Source organism: Clostridium tertium, assembly GCF_017873245.1.
Classification (GTDB): Bacteria; Bacillota; Clostridia; order Clostridiales; family Clostridiaceae; genus Clostridium; species Clostridium tertium.
The window spans coordinates 1-21424 of the sequence record NZ_JAGGJY010000011.1; the positions used below are offsets into that span (position 1 = coordinate 1).

Consider the following 21424-nt stretch of genomic DNA (forward strand, 5'->3'; position numbering starts at 1 on the left):
ATAATATATACATTCCTTTAAGCGTATTAAATCATACGATAAATTTATAGAAGAAATTAACAAAAATGATGATAATAATTCTGATCTAAAGTTAGGGGATAAAAATATTTATACTAATAAATTTAATTTAGATATTGAAGATATAAAAATATCCATAAAGTATTTATTTTCTCAAAAAAGAATTATAAATATAATAATTAAAGTTATATTACCAGTTATAATAATGCAATGCTTAGCTTTATTTGTTATTTACTTGATGCTTTCTTATTTTGACAATAGAAAAATGATATTTCTATTAATAGTTTTAGCTGTAGCAACTTTTAATCTGATTGGTATTCCTTTGCTAATAAAGAAGACATGAATGAGAAAATTATTTATTAATAAAGATAATGAGGAATCAGAATCTAATTATCAGGTTGTATTTATAAATAAAAATGGGATTTATACCTATAATAAGGATATTTGCGTAGGATTAAACTGGAGTAAGGACCTAGTTTTAAAGGAATATAATAATTATTTTTTTGTGACAAAAGAAAGTAGATTAATAGCGATAATTCCTAAAAGAGCATTTAGTAATAAAGAGGATTGTGATAAATTTATAAGAAGAATAGAAAATTATATTAGTAAAAGTAATTTTTTATAATACAATTAAGGTTATATAGTTAAAAAGTTAAAAGAATCTATATTAACTGTTTTAATAACACTATAGATTCTTTTATAACTTTTAAATAGTTGAAATAACAAAGTCTTTAAATATTTTTGCTATAGGGGACATATATGCATCTTTAAGCCATCCCATATAAATAGTTTTATCTTTAATTTTTTCTTTTATCTTTAAGATTGATACAGAATTTGTGTTGATAATTGGTGTATTTGGAACTATAGATATTCCAGCACCTGCTGCAACTAAACCTTCTAGCATACTTGCTTCACTAGGTCTTATTGATATTTTAGGAATATAACCTAAGAATTCAGAGTATGAAATCATCTTATCTTTATTATCTATACAAAAAGCAATAAAGGATTCATTTTCTAATTCTTTTAAAGATACTTCAGATTTATTTGAAAGATAATGATTTTTAGGAACTATTAATACATATTCTTCTTTTCTTATAGGAATTGATTCAATTTCAGAAGGTATATTAATATGTTCTATACATTCATAAAATCCTAAATCTATTTTTCCAGATTTTAAATCACATATTATATTTTTTACTGATTCATGGCTAAATTGAAATTTAGTATTTGGATTTTTATTTAGGAAATCACTTATTATAAAAGGCATAAAATATGTTCCTATACTAGATGTAGAAGATATAGAAATACTACCTGTATTAGGGTTTGTTATTTCTTTTAATTCTTTTATACCTTTGTTTATCTCAAGTAATGCAGAATTTGTATGAATTAAAAACATTTTTCCAAACCTTGTTAATTTAATGTTGCGACCACTTTTTTCAAATAGAGGAACTTCTAATTCTTCCTCAAGTTTTGAAATTGCCTTACTTAAAGCTGGCTGAGTTACTGAAAGTAAATTAGATGCAGATGTAAAATTTTCAGTTTCAGCTATTGTTTTAAAGTACTCTAATTGTTGTAGGTTCATTTTAATCTCCTTAGAATATTATATATGAATAAATTTATATAATCAGTTAAGCTGATTTAAGATTAAATGTAGTTTAACAGTATATTAGTTAATAATTGTTATAATATAGTTTGACACAACATACGTGTTTTAAAGTTATATTAATAATAAAATATAACTATTAGTTATGAGTTTATGAAAATTATCAATTAGACATATATTGTTTTGTAATGATATAATCACAATATGAATTTTGGAATCAAATTTATTAATTAAAATAATTATAAAATTTATTTATAGTTATGTCAAAAGAAACTGGGGGATATATTATGATGATAGTAGATAAAGAAAAATGTATTGGATGTAGTTTATGTGTTAATGATTGTATAGTGAGTGATATAAATTTAGTTGATGGTAAAGCTAATATAAATAATATAACTTGTATTAAATGTGGTCATTGTATAGCGGTTTGTCCTAAAAATGCAGTTTCAACAGATGAATATAATATGGAAGATGTTAAAGACTACAATAAAGAAGATTTTGAAATAAATGAAGATAATTTACTTAATTTTATTAAGTTTAGAAGAAGTATAAGAAACTTTAAAAATAAAGATGTAGAATCTGAAAAACTTCTAAAAATTATAGAAGCTGGTAGATTTACTCAAACAGGAAGCAATAGTCAAGATGTATCTTATATTGTTATAAAAGATGGAATTGATGAATTAAGAGAAATGACTTTAGAAAGCTTAAGTCAAATGGGACAAGGAATACTTAATAATTTAACAGAAGAAACTATGAAGTTTAAAACTTATGCAGAGATGTGGGTTAATATGTATGAAGATTATAAAGTCGATCCTAAGAAAGGTGACAGATTATTCTTTAATGCGCCAGCGGTAATACTTGTGTTATCTAATTCACAAGTAAATGGAGCACTTGCATCTTCAAATATGGAACTTATGACTAATGCATTAGGGCTTGGAACGTTCTTTAGTGGTTTCTTTATAAGAGCTGCACAAGGAAATAAAAAGATAATGGAATTTTTAGAGTTAGATGAAAGTAAACAAATTGTAACTTGTATGATTATTGGATATCCAAATATAAAATATTCAAGAACAACACCAAGGAAAGAAGCAGAAATAATTTGGAGATAATTAAAAATATACAAATAATCAATTAAAATATCTTATACATTAAGGAGGAATAGCAATGAAGGTGGAAATTTGGTCAGATATATTTTGTCCATTTTGTTATATAGGAAAACGTAAATTTGAAGTAGCTTTAGAAAAATTTGATAAAAAGGCAGATATAGAAGTTATATATCGTAGTTTTGAATTAAATCCTAGTGCAGAAAATCATAATGATAAGAACATACATGAACTTATTGCTAATAAGTATGGAATTACTTATGAAGAGGCTAAGTTAAATAATGATAATATAGTAAATCAAGCAAAGGAATTAGGATTAGAATATAACTTTGATACTTTAGTCCCAACAAATTCTTTTGATGCTCATCGAATGATTCATTTTGCAAAAGAGTATGGTAAGATGGAGGAAATGACAGAAACTTTATTTAAAGCATATTTTACAGATTCTAAAAACGTAAGTGATTTTAATACCTTGGTTGAAATAGCAGAGAATGTTGGATTAAATAAAGAAGAAGCAATAAATGTATTAAATAGTAATAAATATAGTGATTTAGTAAGAGCCGATGAAGAACTGGCAGGGCGTTATGGAATAAATGCGGTACCATTCTTTATATTCAATGAAAAATTTACAGTATCAGGAGCTCAACCTATAGAATTATTTTTACGAGCTTTAAATAAAGTTAGTGAAGAGGAAAAATCTTTAACTTAATAAAAGTTTACAAATTACATTATGAAAATTAAAGAAATCTATAAAAATAAATTTTAATAAAGTTGATAAAAAAGGAGCTTAAATTAGAGCTCCTTTTTTACGAATAGTATTAAAAATATTTAATTTTATGCATATGTAAATAATAGATAAAAAATTATATTTAAAAATTAGTTTAAGTAAATAAATAACTTAAAGGATATAACGTTTCGTGATACCTTTTAGAAAAAATTAATATAGAAGTATAAAAGGGGGTCGCTAAACGCGACCTCCTTTATAAAAATAAAAAAATTAACTTTTTCTAGGCAATAAAGCTTACTTGAAATTGAATAAATTAAATTGTACATTAAATAAATTACTGAGATTGCGCTTTTTTACTTTCGCAATAGATTAAGTAATTTTCAAATTTTTTTGGAATAAACATTATAATAGATATTTATTAAGTATATTATAATGGAGAGTATTAAATGGTAATTTATATTAAAAAAAGAATAGGTTATTTATTATTATGTTTATTAGCGTTATTTTGTTTTGTATTTATATTTTATAAATACGTAATAATAAATAATAAAAAGGATTTTATTGCAGGAGCATTTGTCATAAATCAAGAGCTAGAAGAACAACATGAAAAAGAAGTAGTTACTATAATAAACAACGAAAAGTATTTTAGACCATCAAAGCTGCCAGTATTAAATAATAAAGAGGAAGTTAATGAACTTATTAATAATTATTATGATAAAGAAGTAAATGATATATCTATTCCAATAAAGTTTATAAAGAGTCCAGAAGATACGATCTTGAATTATTTTTCACTTTTAAGGGAAGCAGCTAATCCTTCAGATAGTAAATACATAGGTTGTGGTTCATTGGGGGATGGGAATAGGCCTTATCCAATAGCATATAATTTTTTTGATGATGAATATAAGAAAAAGGTAAGTTTCAATACTTATAAAGATTCATTTTCTAATATGTTTCATATAAGTTTAATAAAGTATAAAGAAGTTCCAAGTGATAATGAAAATTTAAAGTATTTTTATGAAATAGAAGTTATACAAGCTTTAGAAAATAACATTGCAAGTTTTACTTATTACTATGGATTTATAGAGTTAGGTAAATCAGGAGATAGATTTAAAATATTAGATATTAGTATTACACCTGAAAATTATCTTTGTGCACCATATCATGGATGGGTATATGATGGGGCCTCAAAGGTTGAAATAGAATATGGAAACTGGTGCAAGCTTATTAAAAAGATGGGAAAAACAGAGGTGGATGGCTATGTTAAGAATATATATTTCCTAGGAAACGACAATAAGAACTATAAAATACAATTCTATACTTTAACTAATGATTATGATATAGAAGTAGCTCAATATGTTCAAAATAGTAATGGAAAATGGGAATATATAAAATTAAATCCAGAGGATTGTTTAAAAAAATAAAAGAATAGTAATATATACAAAATTTCTAAAAATTATTGAAATTAAATTAATGAAAAAAGTAATATGATATAATAATAAAATAAACAATAGAAAAATATATTTAGAAGGTGTACAAAATGAAAAAAGAAATAATCAATTTTATTGAAGAAAATAAAATAATTGCAATTTGTAGAGGAATTTATGGAGAAAAGTTACTTCAATTAGTAGAAGCTTTGTATAATGGTGGAGTTAAGTTAGTTGAAGTAACATTTGATCAAGGTGATGAAAACTGTATTGAAAAAACTTCAGAAGCACTTAAAGAGCTAACTTCTAAATTTAATGGCAAAGTTAAGTTTGGAGCAGGTACTGTTATTACTACAGAGCAAGTTTATGCTGCAAAAAACTCAGGAGCAGAATATATTTTAGCTCCAAATTCAGATGTTGAAATAATAAAGCTAGCAAATGAATTAGATTTAGTAACAATACCAGGTGCTATGACTTCAACTGAAATTTTATCAGCACATAAAGCTGGTGCAGATTTTGTAAAACTATTCCCAGCAGGTACATTAGGATTAAAGTATGTAAGAGATATATTAGGTCCAATAAATAATGTTAAGTTTATTGCAGCTGCAGGAGTTACTCCAGAAAACTTAGGAGATTTCTTAAATTTAGGATTTATAGGTGCAGGAATTAGTAATTATATAACTAATAAGGATATGGTAAACTCAGGAGATTTTGATACATTAACTAATCATGCTAAGGAAATAATGAAAATAGCTAAAGAATGATATTAAGAAATATAATCTTTTTGTAAAATGTTTTTTTCGAATAAAGATATTTTACCATAAATCTTAAACTCATAGAGTTTGAGATTTATTTTTTACAAAAAAGTAGCTGTGCACTAATTATTTAGTGCCACAGCTACTTTTTTTATTTGCTTTTATTACAAAAATTAAAAAACATTAATTTTTTTGAAGTGATATGACTAAAAATGAAGCCTATAAATCCTCCTATTATAGCTGGGATAATCCAGTTAAAACCAAAGCTTGAGAAAGGTAGCTTATGAATAAAGTTTATATTTACTCCTAAACTATCAATTACAGTAAGCAAGCTCACTAAAAGAGTAGAATATGCAACACCTTTAAAAATTTCAATTTTAGTAAATATATTTTTAAAATAATTCATTAGGATTAATGCAATTGAAACCGGATAGATTATTGTTAATATTGGAGCAGAAATTGATATTATTTTATCAACTCCAAAGTTAGAAATAATAGCGCTAAAAGTACAAATAAAAATAACTATGTAATTATATTTAATTTTATTATTAGTAATATCCTCAAAATATTTGCTTGTGACAGAAGTTAAGCCTATTGCTGTAGTAAGGCACGCAAAAGCAACAACTATACTTAATATTATTGTTCCAGAATTTCCTAACAAATCATTTGTTATACTAATTAATAGTGTAGTTTGAGAAATAGTTGGATTATAAATATTAGAGGCAGTTGCTCCTAAATAAGTTAATCCACCATATACTAAAGTAAGAGCTATTGCAGATATTATAGCTGATTTTATAGTAAGTCCTATAGTTTCTTTTTTAGTATATCCCCTATTTAAAAATGATGTAATTATTAGAGCAGTAATACCTCCACTTCCCAATGGATCCATTGTTTGATAACCCTGTGTTAATCCTGTCATAAATAAGTTATTAGATTGTATATCGAGATTCAAAGATCCAATAGGAGAAATGATTCCTTTTATTATTAAAACCAATAGGGAAAATAGTAAAATTGGAGTTAAAAATTTACCAAGTATATCCATAACTTTAGTTGGTTTTATAGTTAATATTAAAACTATAGAAAAGAATAAAATTGAAAATAAAACTGGGTTAACTGATTCAAACAATGGTTGTACACTCATTTCAAAAGTTGTAGCAGCTGTTCTTGGTACAATTAATATTGGACCTAAACAAAGCATAATTACAATTTCTAGAGTAAGACCAAATTTATTACCTGATTTTTTTAAAATTGATTTAAAAGAGCCTGCACGTGCTATTGCTCCTATTGATAAAAGAATAAGTCCTACATCAGATAATATAAAGCCCAAAAAGCTTACAATCCATTTATGACCAGATGTCAATCCTATAAATGGAGGAAAAATCAGATTACCTGCTCCAAAAAACATAGAGAAGACTGCAAAAGCAATAATTAATACGTCCTTATTTTTATTTTTTTTCATAGTAGTACCTCTTTCCATATTTTATAAATAAAAAAGCCACATAGAATTTACTATGTGGCTTTAGGCCTAGGATTAAAAGCTACATAGTGGATACCTATGTGGCTTTAATAAATTAACTTTAGCCTCCATAGATACAAACGATTAAGTGTTTGTATCTATGGTCAATATATAAACCGATAAATACAAACCTAACTAAAAAGGCTAAAGAAAAATATATTAAGTTTTAGCGTTTCAGATAAATTTATATTTTTTATCATTTTAAAATCTCCTAAAAATAAACTATGACAATATTTAAAATTAATTATATATAAATATTATAAAAATTGCAATGAAAAAATAAGATTCTATAAAATAAAGTACGTGAATTAGTTATAGAGATATAAAGTAGGCAAATAAAAGGGGGGTTAAGAGAGTAGAATAATATTTATAGTGATGGTTAAGATAAAATTGAAGATATAGATATGGTATAACTCAAATGATAAATATTATCAATTAGTGAGAAATATTAAGGAATTTAAAAATAAATTAAGATAATAGGCAAAAACTAAATGATAATGATTTTCAATTATTGAGAAGATATGATATTATAATTACATAATTTAATTTTAAAAAGGAGGAAAACCATGGCTAGAGAAAGAGGCCCAAGATTTAAACAGAGTAGAAGACTTGGATTGAATGTTTATGGACATCCAAAAGCTATGAATAGAGCTGTAAAGGGAACAAGTAGAGCAGATAAAAAGTTATCAGAATATGGTGTAAGACTATTAGAAAAGCAAAGATTAAGAGCATATTATGGAGTTTTAGAAAAGCAGTTTAAAAAATATGTTGAAGATGCCTTTAAAACTAAAGAAGGTACAACTGGAGAAGCTTTATTATTAAGACTGGAATCGAGATTAGACAACCTTGTATATAGAATGGGATTTGCTAATTCTATAAGAGCTGCAAGGCAAATGGTTAATCATGGACATATTTTAGTTGATGGAAAGAAAATTGATATTCCATCATATAAGGTAGAACCAGGAACAGAAATTTCCTTAACAGAAAAGGCAAGAAAATCTCCAAATTATATTTCAAACATAAATGGGCATGTAAATACTTTACCTTACATAGATTCTAACTTAGATGAATTTAAGGCTGTATATACTAGATATCCATTAAGAGAAGAAATTCCAATACAAATTAATGAAAATTTAATAGTTGAGTTCTACTCTAGATAATCATCTAGCTAAAAGTATAAGGTTCAGAACTTCTTAAAATTAAAGTATATTTTGCCATGGGAAAAGCTATACAGTGCAGTGTATAGCTTTTTCTTTTTATAAATATTTAATTATAAAATTAGAATTAAATATATTGACTACTTACAACAGCCAATAGAGTTTTAGGGTCAGTTAAAATTGTTATATCCTCTGGAATAACAATATCTTCGATTAATACTTTATCATCAACGTTCATATCAGAAACATTTATTTCAATGGATTCTGGAATTTTTTCAACATTACCTTGTAAATCTATAAATAAATTATGAGTTTCTAATGTTAATCGTCTAGATTCTAGATTTTCTTGTCCAATGATTTTAATAGGAATTCTCATTTTTATTACTTCATTTGGTTTAATATATTGAAAATCTACATGTACTATTTCATGTAGATTATTTTTCTGAACATCTTTAACTACGCAATTAAATTTTTTATCATCTAATTCAACTTCTATAATAGATCCACTATTATTTTTTCTAAGCATTCTTCTAAGCTCGGCATTACACATTTTTATTGGGATAGTATGATCAAGGAACTCCCCATATATTATCCCAGGGATTTGTCCAGTTTTTCTAAGTTTACTTTGATTTGCTTTTACATTTCTTTCATAGACTTTAAATGCTAAATTTGACATAATAAATACCTCTTTCATAACTTTATATATAATATTACAACTCATATAATTATTTATTAAGCTCTATAAAGTTGAGGCGAATATATTTATAATATTAGATATTTAAATAACCACACCTAGAGCTTAATTTCAAAGCCCCACATATGCATCATCCTCCTTTAAGTTATTACAATGAGTGTACTCAATAAGCAAAATAAAAGCAAAATGAAGAAAGTAAGGATTTGCTAATAAAACATTAATTTAATATGGAAGCATTAAAGAAAAATATAGAATATTATGACAAATTGATAAAAAGCTAGATTTATTATTAAAATGGGAAACTTATCATGATAATATTTCTACTAAAAGATGAGGAATATTTTATAAAATAATTATAGAATCTTAAAATAAATTGATATTATATATAATGAAATAAGTATTTATTTTCAACATTTGATTTGATGTGAATAGTATAATTAGAAAGTATTTATTTTGGAGAGAGTATTTTGAAAATAATTAATAAAATTTTTTCCTTTAAAAGGGGAGAGGATTATAATAATACTGCTATAGCATTTGTTAATTCTAGTGATTTTTCTAGCCCAACTGAATATTTTATATGGGTAGATACCAAAAAATTTAAAGTCAACATATTTCGTGGTTCAAAAAATAAATGGAATCTTATTCATAGTTATCTATGTACTATTGGAAAGAAAGCTACTCCAACACCAAAGGGAACATTCAGTATAGGAATTAAAGGATTGTATTTTGGAGTAGAGAGAGGTTATAAATGCTGGTATTATACACAGTTTAAAGGAAATTATTTATTTCACTCAATAATTTATAATTTGGATGGTAGTGTAAGAGATGGAAGACTTGGAATGACTTTATCAGATGGATGTGTGAGATTAGCTAAAGAAAATGCAAAGTGGATATATTATAATATTCCTGAAAGTACTAAGGTTTATATTAGCTAAAATTTAAAATATAAAAGATATGATCTTGTAATGTATAATCTAGAAAAGTATCAAATAAACTGCAATTGAAATTTTCTTAATTAAATTATTCTTAATGATTTAGAATAAACTATATAAATAACTGTAGATTTTAACTTTTAAATTTAATAAGGGCTATCTAAAAAGGTGGTTCTTATTATTTTATATGATTTTAAAAGTTACTATAAATGGAACACAAAATTTTGTTGGAAAAAATTACGTTTAAATGGTTACATAATTATTATTGACATCGATTACTTAGTATGATAATCTGAAACAAATAGTTTTTAAAACTATGTATATTAGATTAAAATACGAAATTGGAGAAAAAAAGATGATAAAAATAGTATCAGACTCATCTACACTTTATTCTATAAAAGAGGGACAAGCTAATAATATTGATATTGCACCTCTTACAGTTAGCATTGATAACAAGACCTATAGGGAATATGAGGATATCAATACAGAAGAATTTATTGATATTATTAATGAAGGACATGTTCCAAAATCTTCACAGCCATCTATTGGACATGTATTGGATTTATATAGTAAATATCCAGAAGATGAAATAATAAATATTTCAATGGCAGATGGTTTATCAGGTACATATAATTCAGCATGTATGGCAAAAAGTATGGATAACAATCCGGAGCGTATAGATGTAATTAACTCAAAAACTTTATGTGGGCCACACAGGTATTTAGTTGATTTAGCTGTTAAGCTTGTAGAAGTTGGCTATACGAGAAATCAAATAGTAAATGAAATAATGAAGTTTATTGAAACATCAATTTCATTCTTAATTCCTTATGATTTTGACTTTTTGGTAAGAGGGGGAAGAGTATCATCTATAGTTGGTAAGATTGGCAGTGCAATTAAATTAGTACCAGTTATGACTCTTTCAGAGGACAGTAAATCTCTTGAAAAGTTTACTACAAAACGTACATATAAAAAAGCAGTAAAAAAAATATGTGAAACATTTATAGAGAAAAATATAGATTCTAATTATAAAATTTATATTTCGCATGCTTGCAAAGAAGATTTAGCAAATGAGGCAAAAGAAATTATATTAGAAGATATTAAGGATGCAGATATAGAAATTAATTTGTTAAGTCCAGCCTTTACTACTCAAGGTGGACCTGGATGTGTTGCGATACAAGTAATAAAAAAGCATGATTCATTAAAATAATCATAAAAATAGGAGAGGCAGTATGGATAGAGGGAATAAAGGTGGAATTCATAGAAATATTTTAGAATTCCATTGCCCAAGATTTAATGAACTGCCAAAAGTTTCGTTATATAAGGACCAAGTCATTGTATATATAGAAGATGTATTAAAAGAAATAAATATTAATAATGAAGAAAAATTATTAACACCTACAATGCTTAATAATTATGTGAAACAAAAGGTAGTTTATCCTCCAAAAGATAAAAGATATAATGAAAAACATTTAGCTTACTTAATTGTAGTTTGTACATTAAAGCAAGTATTTACCTTACAAGAAATATGCTATTTAATAAGAAAGCAAATAGATACTTGCCCTATAGAGGAGGCATATGATTTTTTTTGTATAGAACTTGAAAAGGCAATAAAATCAGTATTTACTACAAGAGATTTTTCAGAGCCGAGTTCAGCAAAGAAATTTACTATTGAATCTGAGATAGTAAGATCGATGGTAATAGCTTTTGCAAATAAGATATATATACAAAGGTATATTAAAGATGAAGTAAAAGATATATAAAATTTAATAAAAAGATAATTTGAAGGTACAGTATTAATTTTTATAATAAAATATTAATACTGTACCTTTTTATAAATATAAACAAAATATAAGATACTGTTGCAAATATTATTGTAATTTATAACAGTATTGAATAATATAAATAATTATGTTATTTTAAAGTAAACGTTATAATTAAATTTGGGTTAAATATTGTATTATGTAATGGAGGTATAAAAGATGGGTATTAGATTTATAGAAAAGTATAATGTATTTAAACTTGATTCAAAAGATACATCATACATTATTTCTATTGTAGATGAAGAAAAATTTTTAGGACATGTTTATTTTGGTAAGAAAGTAATTGATGAAGATATAAATTATTTAATGAGAATTAATGAACCACCATATGTTCCATCAAAAAATAATAGAGATAGAGTATCTTTTTATGATAGTTTTCCTTTTGAATATTCAACTCATGGAATTGGAGATTTTAGGGAATCGTCAATAAGAGTTATAGATAAAAATGGGCATTCAGAAGTGAAACTTGAATATAAGTCACATCAAATTTATAAAGGTAAAAAAGAGCTTAATGGATTGCCTGCTACCTTTGGAGATGAAAATGAATGTACAAGCCTTGAAATAACTTGTGAAGATACGTATTTAAATTTACAAGTTGTACTTGTTTATACCACTTTTGAGAATTTAGATGTTATTACAAGAAGTGTAAAGGTTAAAAACTTAAGTGAAGATAAAATTAATTTAACGAAGGTTTTATCTACATGTATCGACTTTGATGATATAGATTATGATATGATATCACTTCATGGGTCTTGGGCTAGAGAAAGACATGTGCAAAGAAAGAAAATTGGTTATGGAAAACAAGTAGTATCAACAATTAGGGGAGAATCAAGTCATCAAGATAATCCATTTATAGCATTATTAGATAGCAAAGCAACAGATGACTATGGTAATGTATATGGGTTTAATTTTGTTTACTCAGGAAATTTCTTTGCACAAATTGAAGGATGTCAATTTAATACAACTAGAGTTGTAATGGGGATAAATCCAGAAGATTTTAATTGGTTATTAAATAAAGATGAAGAATTTATAGCTCCAGAAGTTGTTATGGTTTATTCAAATGAAGGCATAGGAAAGATGACAAGAACCTTCCACGATTTATATAGAAATAATTTAATAAGAGGAGAATATAAAGACAAAAAGCGCCCAATATTAATAAATAATTGGGAAGCAACTTATTTTGATTTTAATACAGAAAAACTATTATCTATAGCAAAAGAAGCATCAAAATTAGGAATTGAAATGCTTGTTATGGATGATGGTTGGTTTGGAAAGCGTAATGCTGATAATTCATCATTGGGTGATTGGTTTGTAAATGAAGATAAGATAAATGGTGGACTTAAGAATTTAGTTGATGAAGTAAATAAACTTGGTATGGAATTTGGAATATGGGTTGAACCAGAAATGATATCAGGAGACTCAGAACTATTTAGAAAACATCCGGATTGGTGTATTAAAATACCAGGTCGTGAACCTGCATTATGTAGAGAACAATATGTTTTAGATTTATCAAGAAAAGAAATATTAGATTATATATATGATAGTATAAAAAAAGTTTTATCAAGTGCAAATATAACTTATGTAAAATGGGATATGAATAGACAACTAACAGATTTGGGAAGTATTGGCTTGAAATCAGAAAATCAAGGAGAATTATTCCACAGATATGTTTTAGCAGTATATGATATGATGGATAGATTAACTAAAGATTTTCCACATATTTTATTAGAAAATTGTTCTGGTGGAGGAGCGAGATTTGATCCTGGAATGCTTTATTATAGTCCTCAAATATGGTGCTCTGATGATACAGATGCAATTGAAAGATTAAAAATACAAGAAGGAACATCTATGGTTTATCCACTTTCAGCTATAGGTGCTCATGTTAGTGATTGTCCAAATCATACAGTTGGAAGAACTACGCCTTTTGAAACTAGAGGTTATGTAGCTCTTGCCGGAACCTTTGGATATGAGCTTGATGTAACAAGAATTCCCGAGGAAGATAGAGATATGATACCAGAACAAATAGAAATGTATCATAAGTATAATGACTTAGTAAGAAGTGGCGATTACTATAGAATACAAAACTTTTCCGAAAATAACTCATTTGATGCTTGGTCAGTAGTATCTAAAGATAAGAGTGAAGTCTTAGTAACTTGTGTACAAGTATTTGAAAGAGCAAATTACCATAGCAGAAGAATAAAGTTAAAGGGATTAATAGAAGAGAAATTTTATAAAAATGAAGAAACCGGAGAAATTATATCTGGTGGAGCATTAATGACTGCTGGAATTAATTTAACTAATTTACATGGTGATTTTAAAGGCAAATTAATTCATTTAAAACTTGCATAATATTTAAAAGGAATTCGGCTATTGCTGAATTCCTTTTTTTATGAATTAGTATATATACAAATTTTATTATTTATAAACCTTACTTAGGTTTTTCCTTTTAAAACGTTTACTGAGAGTGTATCGCTTAATATACTTTAAATGTGAACAGTAACAAATTTTACTATGAAAGTAGGGGGAAGATTATGAAAAAAAATAAGTTAAAAAAACTTATAGCATTTACTATGGCATTAACCTTAAGTGCATCTGTATTTATGGGATGTAAAAGTAATAATTCAGAAAGCACAAATGATGAATCTATTATGGACTCAGTAATAAGTGTCGAAACAACAATGACAAATGCAAAAGTTGAAGGAGAAAAAGCAGATTCTAAAGGAACTGAATTAAGTACAATGGTTTCCTTCACACCAGCTCCAGCAGGACATGGTAATCCTTCAGTGAATGGAGGACCTGATTGGTCAATGGAACCAATTATATATGATTATTTATGTGATTATAGTTCTCAACCAGAAAAAACATTTAAGCCTTCATTGTTAGAAAGTTATGATTTTAAGGATAAAATATTAACTTTAAAATTAAAGAAAGATCTAAAATGGAGTGATGGATCAGATATCACAGCAGATGACTTAATCAGCAATTTATTTATAGATATGACAGTAAATAAAATAGCTTATTATGCTGAATCAGTAAAGAAAATTGATGATTTAACAGTAGAAGTTAAATATAACAGGGATGCAACTTTATTATTAGATTATATACTAAAAACATCTTTAAAGTATCCAGTATCAAATTATGGAGAATTTGCAAAGGCATATCAAGAACAATTTGAAAAAAATAGAGAATTAGATGACAATAAGAATTTTAAATTTAATGCTGAAGGTGATATTAAGGTTGCAGAAACAACTACAGCTTTAAATAATTATTTGCCAGATTTAATGAGTATAAAAGTTTCTGGTGCTTATGTTCCAAAGACTATGACATCAGCTGAAATAATTTTTGAACAAAATCCTTATTATAGAGTTCCTTTAAACATAGAAAAAATTAGAGGAATAAGACCTACTAGTACAGAATCAACTGCACTTGCAATTTCAAATGGAGATTATGATGCAGAAGGAATGGGATTATCACCAGATATGGCACAAAAAGTTGCTGAAAATAATAAAGAAACAATAAGACAAATGGTAGTTCCAGAATTTAGTTCATTAGGATTCTGTATGAATACTCAAAAATATCCAACTAGTGATGTTAATGTAAGAAAGGCAATTGCTTATATAATTGATAAAGCTCAAATTGCACCAGTATCAGAGCCTGGAATGGTAAAAGGTGATGAATATGCAGTAGCATTACCACCATCAGTAAGAGATAAATATTTAAGTAAAGATTTCTTAAATTCATTAGAAAATTATGATATTAATTTAGAAAAAGCAGAAGAATATCTAGAAGAAGCTGGATGGAAAAAACAAGGAAATCAATGGGTTGATAAAGATGGAAATAGTCCAGAAATTATAGTTGCAGGGGTTGGAGAATATCCAGCATATGTTGTAATTGGTGAAGCAGCAGCAAATATGATGAAAGACTTTGGATTAAATGCTGTATTTACTCCAAAAGAAGCAGCTGCATACAATGATTATGCTACTTCTGGACAAGGTCATATGGTTATAGATGGATTTGGAAGTGCAACTAATACTCAACATCCATATGAAGCATATGATGGAATATGGTGGTATGGTAAGAGAGGTATGAATCTTAAATTCCCAGAAAAGGGTGGATTAGTATTTAAGAATGATGAAACTGGAGAAGACTTTAAATATTCAGAAAAGCAATTAGAATTATTTAATGCATCTACGCCAGAAGATATAACAAAGGTAACAGAAGAATTTGCTCAATTCTTTAATGATAATGCATGGTACATCCCTGTTACAGAAAAATATTATGTATTTAGACTTCATAATCCAAAGCTTTCAATGCCAGAAGCAAAAACAGGAGAGCAATTAAGTGATTTCTATTGGTCTGGTACAACAAGTGCTATATTAGGAAAAGCACTTAGATCAGGTGATTTATACTATGTTAAATAAGTAGATAAAAAGAATTTGTAGGGTTGTTAAATGAAACGGCCCTACATTTAAAATTGAAGGGGGATTTTAGAATGAAGAAGTTAGTAACTAGCTTAATAACAATGTTAGTTTCACTACTATTAATATTTTTTGTTATACAGGCTATGCCTGGAGATCCAGTGGATACGCTTGCTCAAGAATATATAAGAACAAGCCAATTGCCATATGATCAAGCATATAATAAAGCAAAATTAGCACTAAATTATGATCCAGATATCCCTGTAGTTGAAAGATTTGTTTCATATGTAAAAGGAATATTATCAGGAAATCTAGGTCAATCAATGTCATTTAAAGAATCGGTAACAACAATAGTTTTAGGAGCACTACCATGGACACTTCTTGTATGTTCAATATCCCTATTTTTATCATTTACTGTAGGCGTAATACTTGGAATATATATAGCTTGGAAGAGAAGTAAGATTTTAGATGGAGTTTTAACAGGATATCAAGCAATATTAGGTTCTATTCCAGATTATATAGTAGCATATTTACTTGTTTTATTATTTTCATTAACACTTGGACTTTTACCATCGAAAGGGGCTTATAATTCATCAGTAACTCCAGGATTTAACATAGGGTTTATAGCAAATGTTTTAAAACATGCTACGCTCCCTATATTAGCATATTTTTTAACTACACTAGCAGGATGGGTAATGGGAATGAAGGCAAATTGTATGTCTGTATTAGGAGAAGATTATATTAATTATGCAAAGGCCAGAGGAATATCAGATAGAAGAATAGTATTTAGTTATTTAGGTAGGAATGCAATGTTGCCAATGGTTACAAGTGTTGCAATATCATTTGGTATGATGTTTGGTGGATCACCATTAATTGAAAATCTTTTTGTATATCCAGGGGTTGGATATTATTTAACTACAGCTATTTCTAGAAGAGACTACCCACTTATGCAAGGGATGTTCTTAATGATAATAGTTATGGTGTTATTATCAGGAATATTTGCAGAATTCCTAAATACTAAGTTAAATCCAAGGTTAAGGGAGAAGTAAAGATATGAGTAATACAGTGGCAGTAAAACAAAAAAATAAGACAATAAATAAAGAAGGCTCATTTTTAAATTATCTAAAGGAGTTTTTTGAGGTTATTTGGGATAATAAAATGGCTAGAATAGGATTTATTATTTTAGTAATATTTTTGTTAATGGCTATTTTTGGACCAATGTTTGTTTCAGAGCCAAAATCAGACTATTTAGCGAGATTAAAAGCACCATCTGCAAAGCATTGGCTTGGTACAGATTATGCAGGAAGAGATATATTATCTCTATTTATCTTTGGTTCAAGATCAGTTCTATTAGTTGCATTTTATGCAGCTGTATTTTCAATTATATTTGCTTGTGGAATAGGTATATCAGCAGGATTGTTAGGTGGAAAAACAGATAATATATTAATGTTAATTACAGATACAGTATTAACTATGCCAACTTTACCAGTAACGATGGTTCTATCAATGGTTATAAATGTAAGTAATAATATATTATTTGGATTAGTACTTAGTCTTTGGTCTTGGGCAGGACTTGCAAAAGCAATAAGGTCTCAAGTACTTGTAATTAGAAATAAAGATTTTATAGAAGCTAGTAAGGTAATGGGAATAAGTACTATTAATATAATAATAAAGGATGTAGTTCCTAATATAATATCGTTTATAGCAATTAATTTTATTTCAATAATGAAAGGAGCTATAATGACTTCAGTTTCATTAATGGTTTTAGGATTAGTTCCATTTCGAGGAAGTCATTGGGGAATGATGATACAAATGGCAATGTCTCAATCAGCTGTACTTTATGGTGGTATTGGACCTATAGTTTACTTTTTAACTCCAATTATGGGAATTGTATTATTCCAATTAGGATGTTATTTCTTTGCAAATGGATTAGACGAAGCAATGAATCCAAGATTACGTAAACAATAGGGGGAGAAGTTATGAAGCCATTAATAGAAGTAAAAAATTTAACAATAGAATTCTTTTTGAAAAATGGAAATTTAAAGGCCTGTGATAATATAACTTTTACAATTTATAAAAATGAAGTTGTTGGTATTATAGGAGAAAGTGGAAGTGGAAAATCAACACTTGCATCAGGAATATTAAATCTTGTACAAGCTCCAGGGAAGATAACATCTGGTGAGGTTTATTATTATGATGATACTAATACGAAAATAAATTTATTAGACTTAAGTGTTAATGAATTTAATGAATATAGATGGAAAGAAATAGCTACAGTATTTCAAGCAGCACAAAATGCTTTAAATCCAGTTTTAAAGGTTAAAGAGCATTTTATTGAAACAGTTTTAGCTCATGATTCTAATGCAAAAGAAGAGGAAATTATAAATAAGGCAGAAGAAGTATTAAAACATGTAAGATTGGATGTAAGTGTATTAGAATATTATCCTCATCAATTGAGTGGAGGTATGAAACAAAGAGTTTTAATAGCATTAAGTCTTATATTAGAACCTAAAGTTATATTATTAGATGAGCCAACAACTGCTTTGGATGTAATAACCCAATGGTATATTTTAGATATTTTACAAGATATTCATAAGCGTTTGGGCGTTACATTAATATTCTTAACTCATGATATATCAGTAATATCAGGTGTTATAGATAGAATAGCAGTAATGTATGCTGGAGAATTAGTTGAATACGGAGAAGTTGATGATGTGTTTGAAGAGCCATCACATCCATATACAAAGGGATTATTAAATGCAATTCCAACTTTAAGTGATGATGTAACTAAAAGAAAAGCTATACCAGGAAATCCTCCAAATCTTACTCAAGATTTTAGAGAATGTAAGTTTTCACCACGATGCAGTGTTTTCTTAGAAGGTAAATGTGAGGCCGATAGGGAAAAAACTAAGAAAATGTATTTTGTTAATAAAGCAAAATGCACAAGATGCTATACATTTATAGAAAACTTAAATAGTGAAAAGAAGGAGGAGATGGAAGATGAGTTTATTAAAGGTAGATAATATTAGCATTGAATTTGATAATAAGACGAATAAAAATCAAAAGGTAACTGTATTATCTAATATAAATTTAGAAGTAAATGAAGGAGAAATAGTTGCAGTAGTTGGCGAAAGTGGATGTGGGAAAACAACTTTAGGAAAGCTTATTGTAGGAATCCATAAACCAAGTAAAGGTGAAATATACTATAAGGAAAAAAATATTGGAAAGCTTAAAAGAGCAGACTTAAAAGATTATAGACTTGGAGTTCAAATGGTTCATCAAGATTCATTTGCAGCTTTAAATCCTAATAGAACTATATTTCAATCCTTATCGCTTCCATTATTACAGCATAAGATTGCAAAGAATAAACAAGAAGCAGAAGAAATTTTAAAAGAATATTTTGCAGAAGTTGGATTAGTTCCACAAGAGCAATTCTTATATAAATATCCTCATCAGTTAAGTGGTGGACAAAGACAAAGAATATTACTTGCTAGAGCATTATCTGTTAAGCCAAAGCTTATAGTTGCAGATGAACCAGTTTCAATGGTTGATGTATCATTAAGAATTGCACTTATAGATCTGATGACTAAGATGAATAAGAAATACAATATATCTTTTGTATATATTACACATGATTTAGCTACAGCAAGGTATGTGGCGAAAAATGGTAGATTAGTTGTAATGTATTTAGGTAAAATAATAGAACTTAACAATATATATGATGCAATAGATAATCCTAAACATCCTTATTTCCATGCTTTGCTTGCAGCAGTTCCTGAGAAAGCGGGAAAAAGGGAAGATGGTTCATCTAAACAGTTGCCTTTAAGAACATTAGATATGCCAAGTATAACAAATCCTCCATTAGGATGTAGATTCCATACAAGATGTCCTTATTATACAGAAATATGTGAGAAGGAAGAACCACAATTACTTGAATATAAAGGAGGGTATGTAGCATGTCATCATGTGAAAGAAGTAGAAAGAAAAAGGTTAGAAAGCAAAGTAATATAGAACTTACTTCCATAATTACTTTTATTAAGCTTATACAATCTATATTTTATGGAATGTTTGGAATATCTATAATAGGTTTAATTTTTACTTTAAATAATCCATCAGCAAAGGTTTTATATACGATGGTTATAGTAATAAGTTTAATTGTTATTATATTAGGAAGTTTTCCTATTAAATATTTAACGAGAAAAAGTACTAATAATTCAATAAAGAAAGAGGTGGTTGAAAATAGATATTAATTTAAATGGTATTAAAGATGAAAATAAGATAAAAACACCTAACTTTAATTTATCTAATAAAAATGCATCTAGGGAAGCAATAAGACTTATGGACTATTTCTATGAGATTCATGGAAAAGGAATATTAAGTGGACAGCATTGCAATAAATCTACTATGCCAGATATTGAACATATAAGAAGAGTGAGTGGAAAGATACCTGCAATATTAGGCTTTGATTTATTAAGTTATTCAAAAGGCATAGAAACTAAAGAGAGCGATTTTGAATGTATTGATGAGCTTGCTAATAATAAGGGAACAGTAGAAGCAGCACTATACTATGCTAAAAATAGTAATGCAATAATTACATTTTGCTGGCACTGGTTTTCACCAATGCATGGGAGAGGGAAGAGTTTTTATACAGAAAATACAGATTTTGATTGTGAATTAGCGTTAATAGAAGGAACAGAAGAAAATAAAGCTTTAATGGAAGATTTAGATCTTATTGCAGAAGAACTTAAAAAGTTTAAAAATGAAAATATACCTGTGCTTTGGAGGCCTCTACATGAAGCAGATGGAGGTTGGTTTTGGTGGGGAGCTAAGGGAAGTAAAGCATATAAGAAATTATACAGATTAATGTATCATAGATATGTAAATTATCATAAGCTTAACAATTTAATTTGGGTATATAATGCGCCAAGAGAAGGTTGGTATCCAGGTGATGATGTTGTAGATATAAATTCTATAGATTGTTATGTTGATATTGGAAATCATGATTCATTATCGGAAAAATACATTGAAGCTAATAAAATCACTAATGGGGAAAAGCTACTTGCATTAGGAGAAAACGGACCAATACCAGATCCAGATAAAATTATTGAATCTAATACTCCATGGTTATGGTTTATGACTTGGAATAATTTTGTTAAAGAGATTCAATGGAATTCAGATGAAGAATTAAAGAAATTCTATAATAATCCATATGTTATTAACTTAGAAAATTTACCTAAACTTAGATAATTAAATTACT

20 protein-coding genes are annotated in these 21424 nt (G+C 27.2%); 17 read left to right on the forward strand and 3 right to left on the reverse strand.

From position 1 onward, the window contains the following. The first annotated feature begins 361 nt into the window (after positions 1 to 361). A complete protein-coding gene (locus J2Z25_RS12280) occupies positions 362 to 643 on the forward strand; it encodes a YcxB family protein (RefSeq protein WP_209740808.1) in 282 nt (93 codons plus the stop codon). Between the two features lie 81 nt (positions 644 to 724). On the opposite strand, the gene J2Z25_RS12285 is transcribed toward J2Z25_RS12280, so the two are convergent. Further along, entirely contained in the window at positions 725 to 1600 is an 876-nt protein-coding gene (locus tag J2Z25_RS12285; RefSeq protein WP_099346173.1) for a LysR family transcriptional regulator, read from the reverse strand. A 308-nt stretch (positions 1601 to 1908) separates the two neighbouring features. Here J2Z25_RS12285 and J2Z25_RS12290 point away from each other — a divergent pair, with 308 nt between their 5' ends. The 4 genes from J2Z25_RS12290 (at position 1909) to J2Z25_RS12305 (ending at position 5639) form a co-directional block, all read left to right on the forward strand. Beyond that, positions 1909 to 2730 carry a nitroreductase family protein gene (locus J2Z25_RS12290; RefSeq protein ID WP_209740809.1) on the forward strand — a complete coding sequence of 274 codons (822 nt, stop codon included), beginning with the start codon at positions 1909 to 1911 and terminating at the stop codon, positions 2728 to 2730. Positions 2731 to 2785: 55 nt separating this feature from the next. Beyond that, positions 2786 to 3433: a DsbA family oxidoreductase gene (locus J2Z25_RS12295; protein WP_209740810.1), complete on the forward strand. Its 648-nt coding sequence runs from the start codon at positions 2786 to 2788 to the stop codon at positions 3431 to 3433. Positions 3434 to 3897: 464 nt separating this feature from the next. After that, entirely contained in the window at positions 3898 to 4872 is a 975-nt protein-coding gene (locus tag J2Z25_RS12300) for a hypothetical protein (RefSeq protein ID WP_209740811.1), read from the forward strand. Positions 4873 to 4988: 116 nt separating this feature from the next. Then, entirely contained in the window at positions 4989 to 5639 is a 651-nt protein-coding gene (locus J2Z25_RS12305) for a bifunctional 4-hydroxy-2-oxoglutarate aldolase/2-dehydro-3-deoxy-phosphogluconate aldolase (protein WP_209740812.1), read from the forward strand. A 142-nt stretch (positions 5640 to 5781) separates the two neighbouring features. Here J2Z25_RS12305 and brnQ read toward each other — a convergent pair whose 3' ends face one another. Next, positions 5782 to 7089, reverse strand: coding sequence for a branched-chain amino acid transport system II carrier protein (gene brnQ / locus J2Z25_RS12310; protein WP_209740813.1), 1308 nt, complete (start codon positions 7087 to 7089; stop codon positions 5782 to 5784). Between the two features lie 623 nt (positions 7090 to 7712). Between brnQ and rpsD the strand changes: the two genes are divergently transcribed. After that, positions 7713 to 8306 (forward strand): 30S ribosomal protein S4, encoded by a 594-nt coding sequence (gene rpsD / locus J2Z25_RS12315; RefSeq protein ID WP_142691085.1) that lies wholly within the window; start codon positions 7713 to 7715, stop codon positions 8304 to 8306. Positions 8307 to 8430: 124 nt separating this feature from the next. On the opposite strand, the gene J2Z25_RS12320 is transcribed toward rpsD, so the two are convergent. Then, positions 8431 to 8979: a 50S ribosomal protein L25 gene (locus J2Z25_RS12320; RefSeq protein WP_008677628.1), complete on the reverse strand. Its 549-nt coding sequence runs from the start codon at positions 8977 to 8979 to the stop codon at positions 8431 to 8433. A 545-nt stretch (positions 8980 to 9524) separates the two neighbouring features. On the opposite strand from J2Z25_RS12320, the gene J2Z25_RS12325 reads away from it, so the two are divergent. From J2Z25_RS12325 to J2Z25_RS12375, 11 genes are all read left to right on the forward strand, one after another. Further along, complete coding sequence (locus J2Z25_RS12325; protein ID WP_425340185.1) at positions 9525 to 9932, forward strand: L,D-transpeptidase; 408 nt, start codon at positions 9525 to 9527, stop codon at positions 9930 to 9932. A 352-nt stretch (positions 9933 to 10284) separates the two neighbouring features. Further along, positions 10285 to 11136, forward strand: a complete 852-nt coding sequence (locus tag J2Z25_RS12330; protein ID WP_209740815.1) for a DegV family protein — start codon at positions 10285 to 10287, stop codon at positions 11134 to 11136. 22 nt (positions 11137 to 11158) lie between these two features. Further along, a complete protein-coding gene (locus J2Z25_RS12335) occupies positions 11159 to 11689 on the forward strand; it encodes a DUF1836 domain-containing protein (RefSeq protein WP_209740816.1) in 531 nt (176 codons plus the stop codon). 219 nt (positions 11690 to 11908) lie between these two features. Continuing rightward, entirely contained in the window at positions 11909 to 14098 is a 2190-nt protein-coding gene (locus tag J2Z25_RS12340) for an alpha-galactosidase (protein ID WP_209740817.1), read from the forward strand. A gap of 182 nt (positions 14099 to 14280) precedes the next feature. Further along, positions 14281 to 16170, forward strand: a complete 1890-nt coding sequence (locus J2Z25_RS12345) for an ABC transporter substrate-binding protein (RefSeq protein WP_209740818.1) — start codon at positions 14281 to 14283, stop codon at positions 16168 to 16170. 71 nt (positions 16171 to 16241) lie between these two features. Continuing rightward, the gene (locus J2Z25_RS12350) at positions 16242 to 17216 is read left to right on the forward strand and encodes an ABC transporter permease (RefSeq protein WP_142691081.1); all 975 of its coding nucleotides are present in this window, start codon (positions 16242 to 16244) and stop codon (positions 17214 to 17216) included. Between the two features lie 4 nt (positions 17217 to 17220). After that, positions 17221 to 18135: an ABC transporter permease gene (locus J2Z25_RS12355; RefSeq protein ID WP_209740819.1), complete on the forward strand. Its 915-nt coding sequence runs from the start codon at positions 17221 to 17223 to the stop codon at positions 18133 to 18135. Between the two features lie 11 nt (positions 18136 to 18146). Next, positions 18147 to 19190, forward strand: a complete 1044-nt coding sequence (locus J2Z25_RS12360; RefSeq protein ID WP_209740820.1) for an ABC transporter ATP-binding protein — start codon at positions 18147 to 18149, stop codon at positions 19188 to 19190. Further along, complete coding sequence (locus J2Z25_RS12365; RefSeq protein ID WP_209740821.1) at positions 19168 to 20178, forward strand: ABC transporter ATP-binding protein; 1011 nt, start codon at positions 19168 to 19170, stop codon at positions 20176 to 20178. The genes J2Z25_RS12360 and J2Z25_RS12365 overlap by 23 nt, the downstream gene beginning before the upstream one ends. Next, positions 20124 to 20417 (forward strand): hypothetical protein, encoded by a 294-nt coding sequence (locus tag J2Z25_RS12370; RefSeq protein WP_209740822.1) that lies wholly within the window; start codon positions 20124 to 20126, stop codon positions 20415 to 20417. The genes J2Z25_RS12365 and J2Z25_RS12370 overlap by 55 nt, the downstream gene beginning before the upstream one ends. Next, the gene (locus tag J2Z25_RS12375) at positions 20401 to 21414 is read left to right on the forward strand and encodes a glycosyl hydrolase (RefSeq protein ID WP_245173329.1); all 1014 of its coding nucleotides are present in this window, start codon (positions 20401 to 20403) and stop codon (positions 21412 to 21414) included. Before J2Z25_RS12370 ends, J2Z25_RS12375 begins: the two co-directional genes overlap by 17 nt. Positions 21415 to 21424 lie beyond the last annotated feature (10 nt).

Bases quoted from the DNA above. Each gene is read 5' to 3' on its own strand.
- J2Z25_RS12280 (WP_209740808.1), top strand. From the start codon at position 362: ATGAGAAAATTATTTATTAATAAAGATAATGAGGAATCAGAATCTAAT.
- J2Z25_RS12285 (WP_099346173.1), bottom strand. From the start codon at position 1,600: ATGAACCTACAACAATTAGAGTACTTTAAAACAATAGCTGAAACTGAA.
- J2Z25_RS12290 (WP_209740809.1), top strand. From the start codon at position 1,909: ATGATGATAGTAGATAAAGAAAAATGTATTGGATGTAGTTTATGTGTT.
- J2Z25_RS12295 (WP_209740810.1), top strand. From the start codon at position 2,786: ATGAAGGTGGAAATTTGGTCAGATATATTTTGTCCATTTTGTTATATA.
- J2Z25_RS12300 (WP_209740811.1), top strand. From the start codon at position 3,898: ATGGTAATTTATATTAAAAAAAGAATAGGTTATTTATTATTATGTTTA.
- J2Z25_RS12305 (WP_209740812.1), top strand. From the start codon at position 4,989: ATGAAAAAAGAAATAATCAATTTTATTGAAGAAAATAAAATAATTGCA.
- brnQ (WP_209740813.1), bottom strand. From the start codon at position 7,089: ATGAAAAAAAATAAAAATAAGGACGTATTAATTATTGCTTTTGCAGTC.
- rpsD (WP_142691085.1), top strand. From the start codon at position 7,713: ATGGCTAGAGAAAGAGGCCCAAGATTTAAACAGAGTAGAAGACTTGGA.
- J2Z25_RS12320 (WP_008677628.1), bottom strand. From the start codon at position 8,979: ATGTCAAATTTAGCATTTAAAGTCTATGAAAGAAATGTAAAAGCAAAT.
- J2Z25_RS12330 (WP_209740815.1), top strand. From the start codon at position 10,285: ATGATAAAAATAGTATCAGACTCATCTACACTTTATTCTATAAAAGAG.
- J2Z25_RS12335 (WP_209740816.1), top strand. From the start codon at position 11,159: ATGGATAGAGGGAATAAAGGTGGAATTCATAGAAATATTTTAGAATTC.
- J2Z25_RS12340 (WP_209740817.1), top strand. From the start codon at position 11,909: ATGGGTATTAGATTTATAGAAAAGTATAATGTATTTAAACTTGATTCA.
- J2Z25_RS12345 (WP_209740818.1), top strand. From the start codon at position 14,281: ATGAAAAAAAATAAGTTAAAAAAACTTATAGCATTTACTATGGCATTA.
- J2Z25_RS12350 (WP_142691081.1), top strand. From the start codon at position 16,242: ATGAAGAAGTTAGTAACTAGCTTAATAACAATGTTAGTTTCACTACTA.
- J2Z25_RS12355 (WP_209740819.1), top strand. From the start codon at position 17,221: ATGAGTAATACAGTGGCAGTAAAACAAAAAAATAAGACAATAAATAAA.
- J2Z25_RS12360 (WP_209740820.1), top strand. From the start codon at position 18,147: ATGAAGCCATTAATAGAAGTAAAAAATTTAACAATAGAATTCTTTTTG.
- J2Z25_RS12365 (WP_209740821.1), top strand. From the start codon at position 19,168: ATGAGTTTATTAAAGGTAGATAATATTAGCATTGAATTTGATAATAAG.
- J2Z25_RS12370 (WP_209740822.1), top strand. From the start codon at position 20,124: ATGTCATCATGTGAAAGAAGTAGAAAGAAAAAGGTTAGAAAGCAAAGT.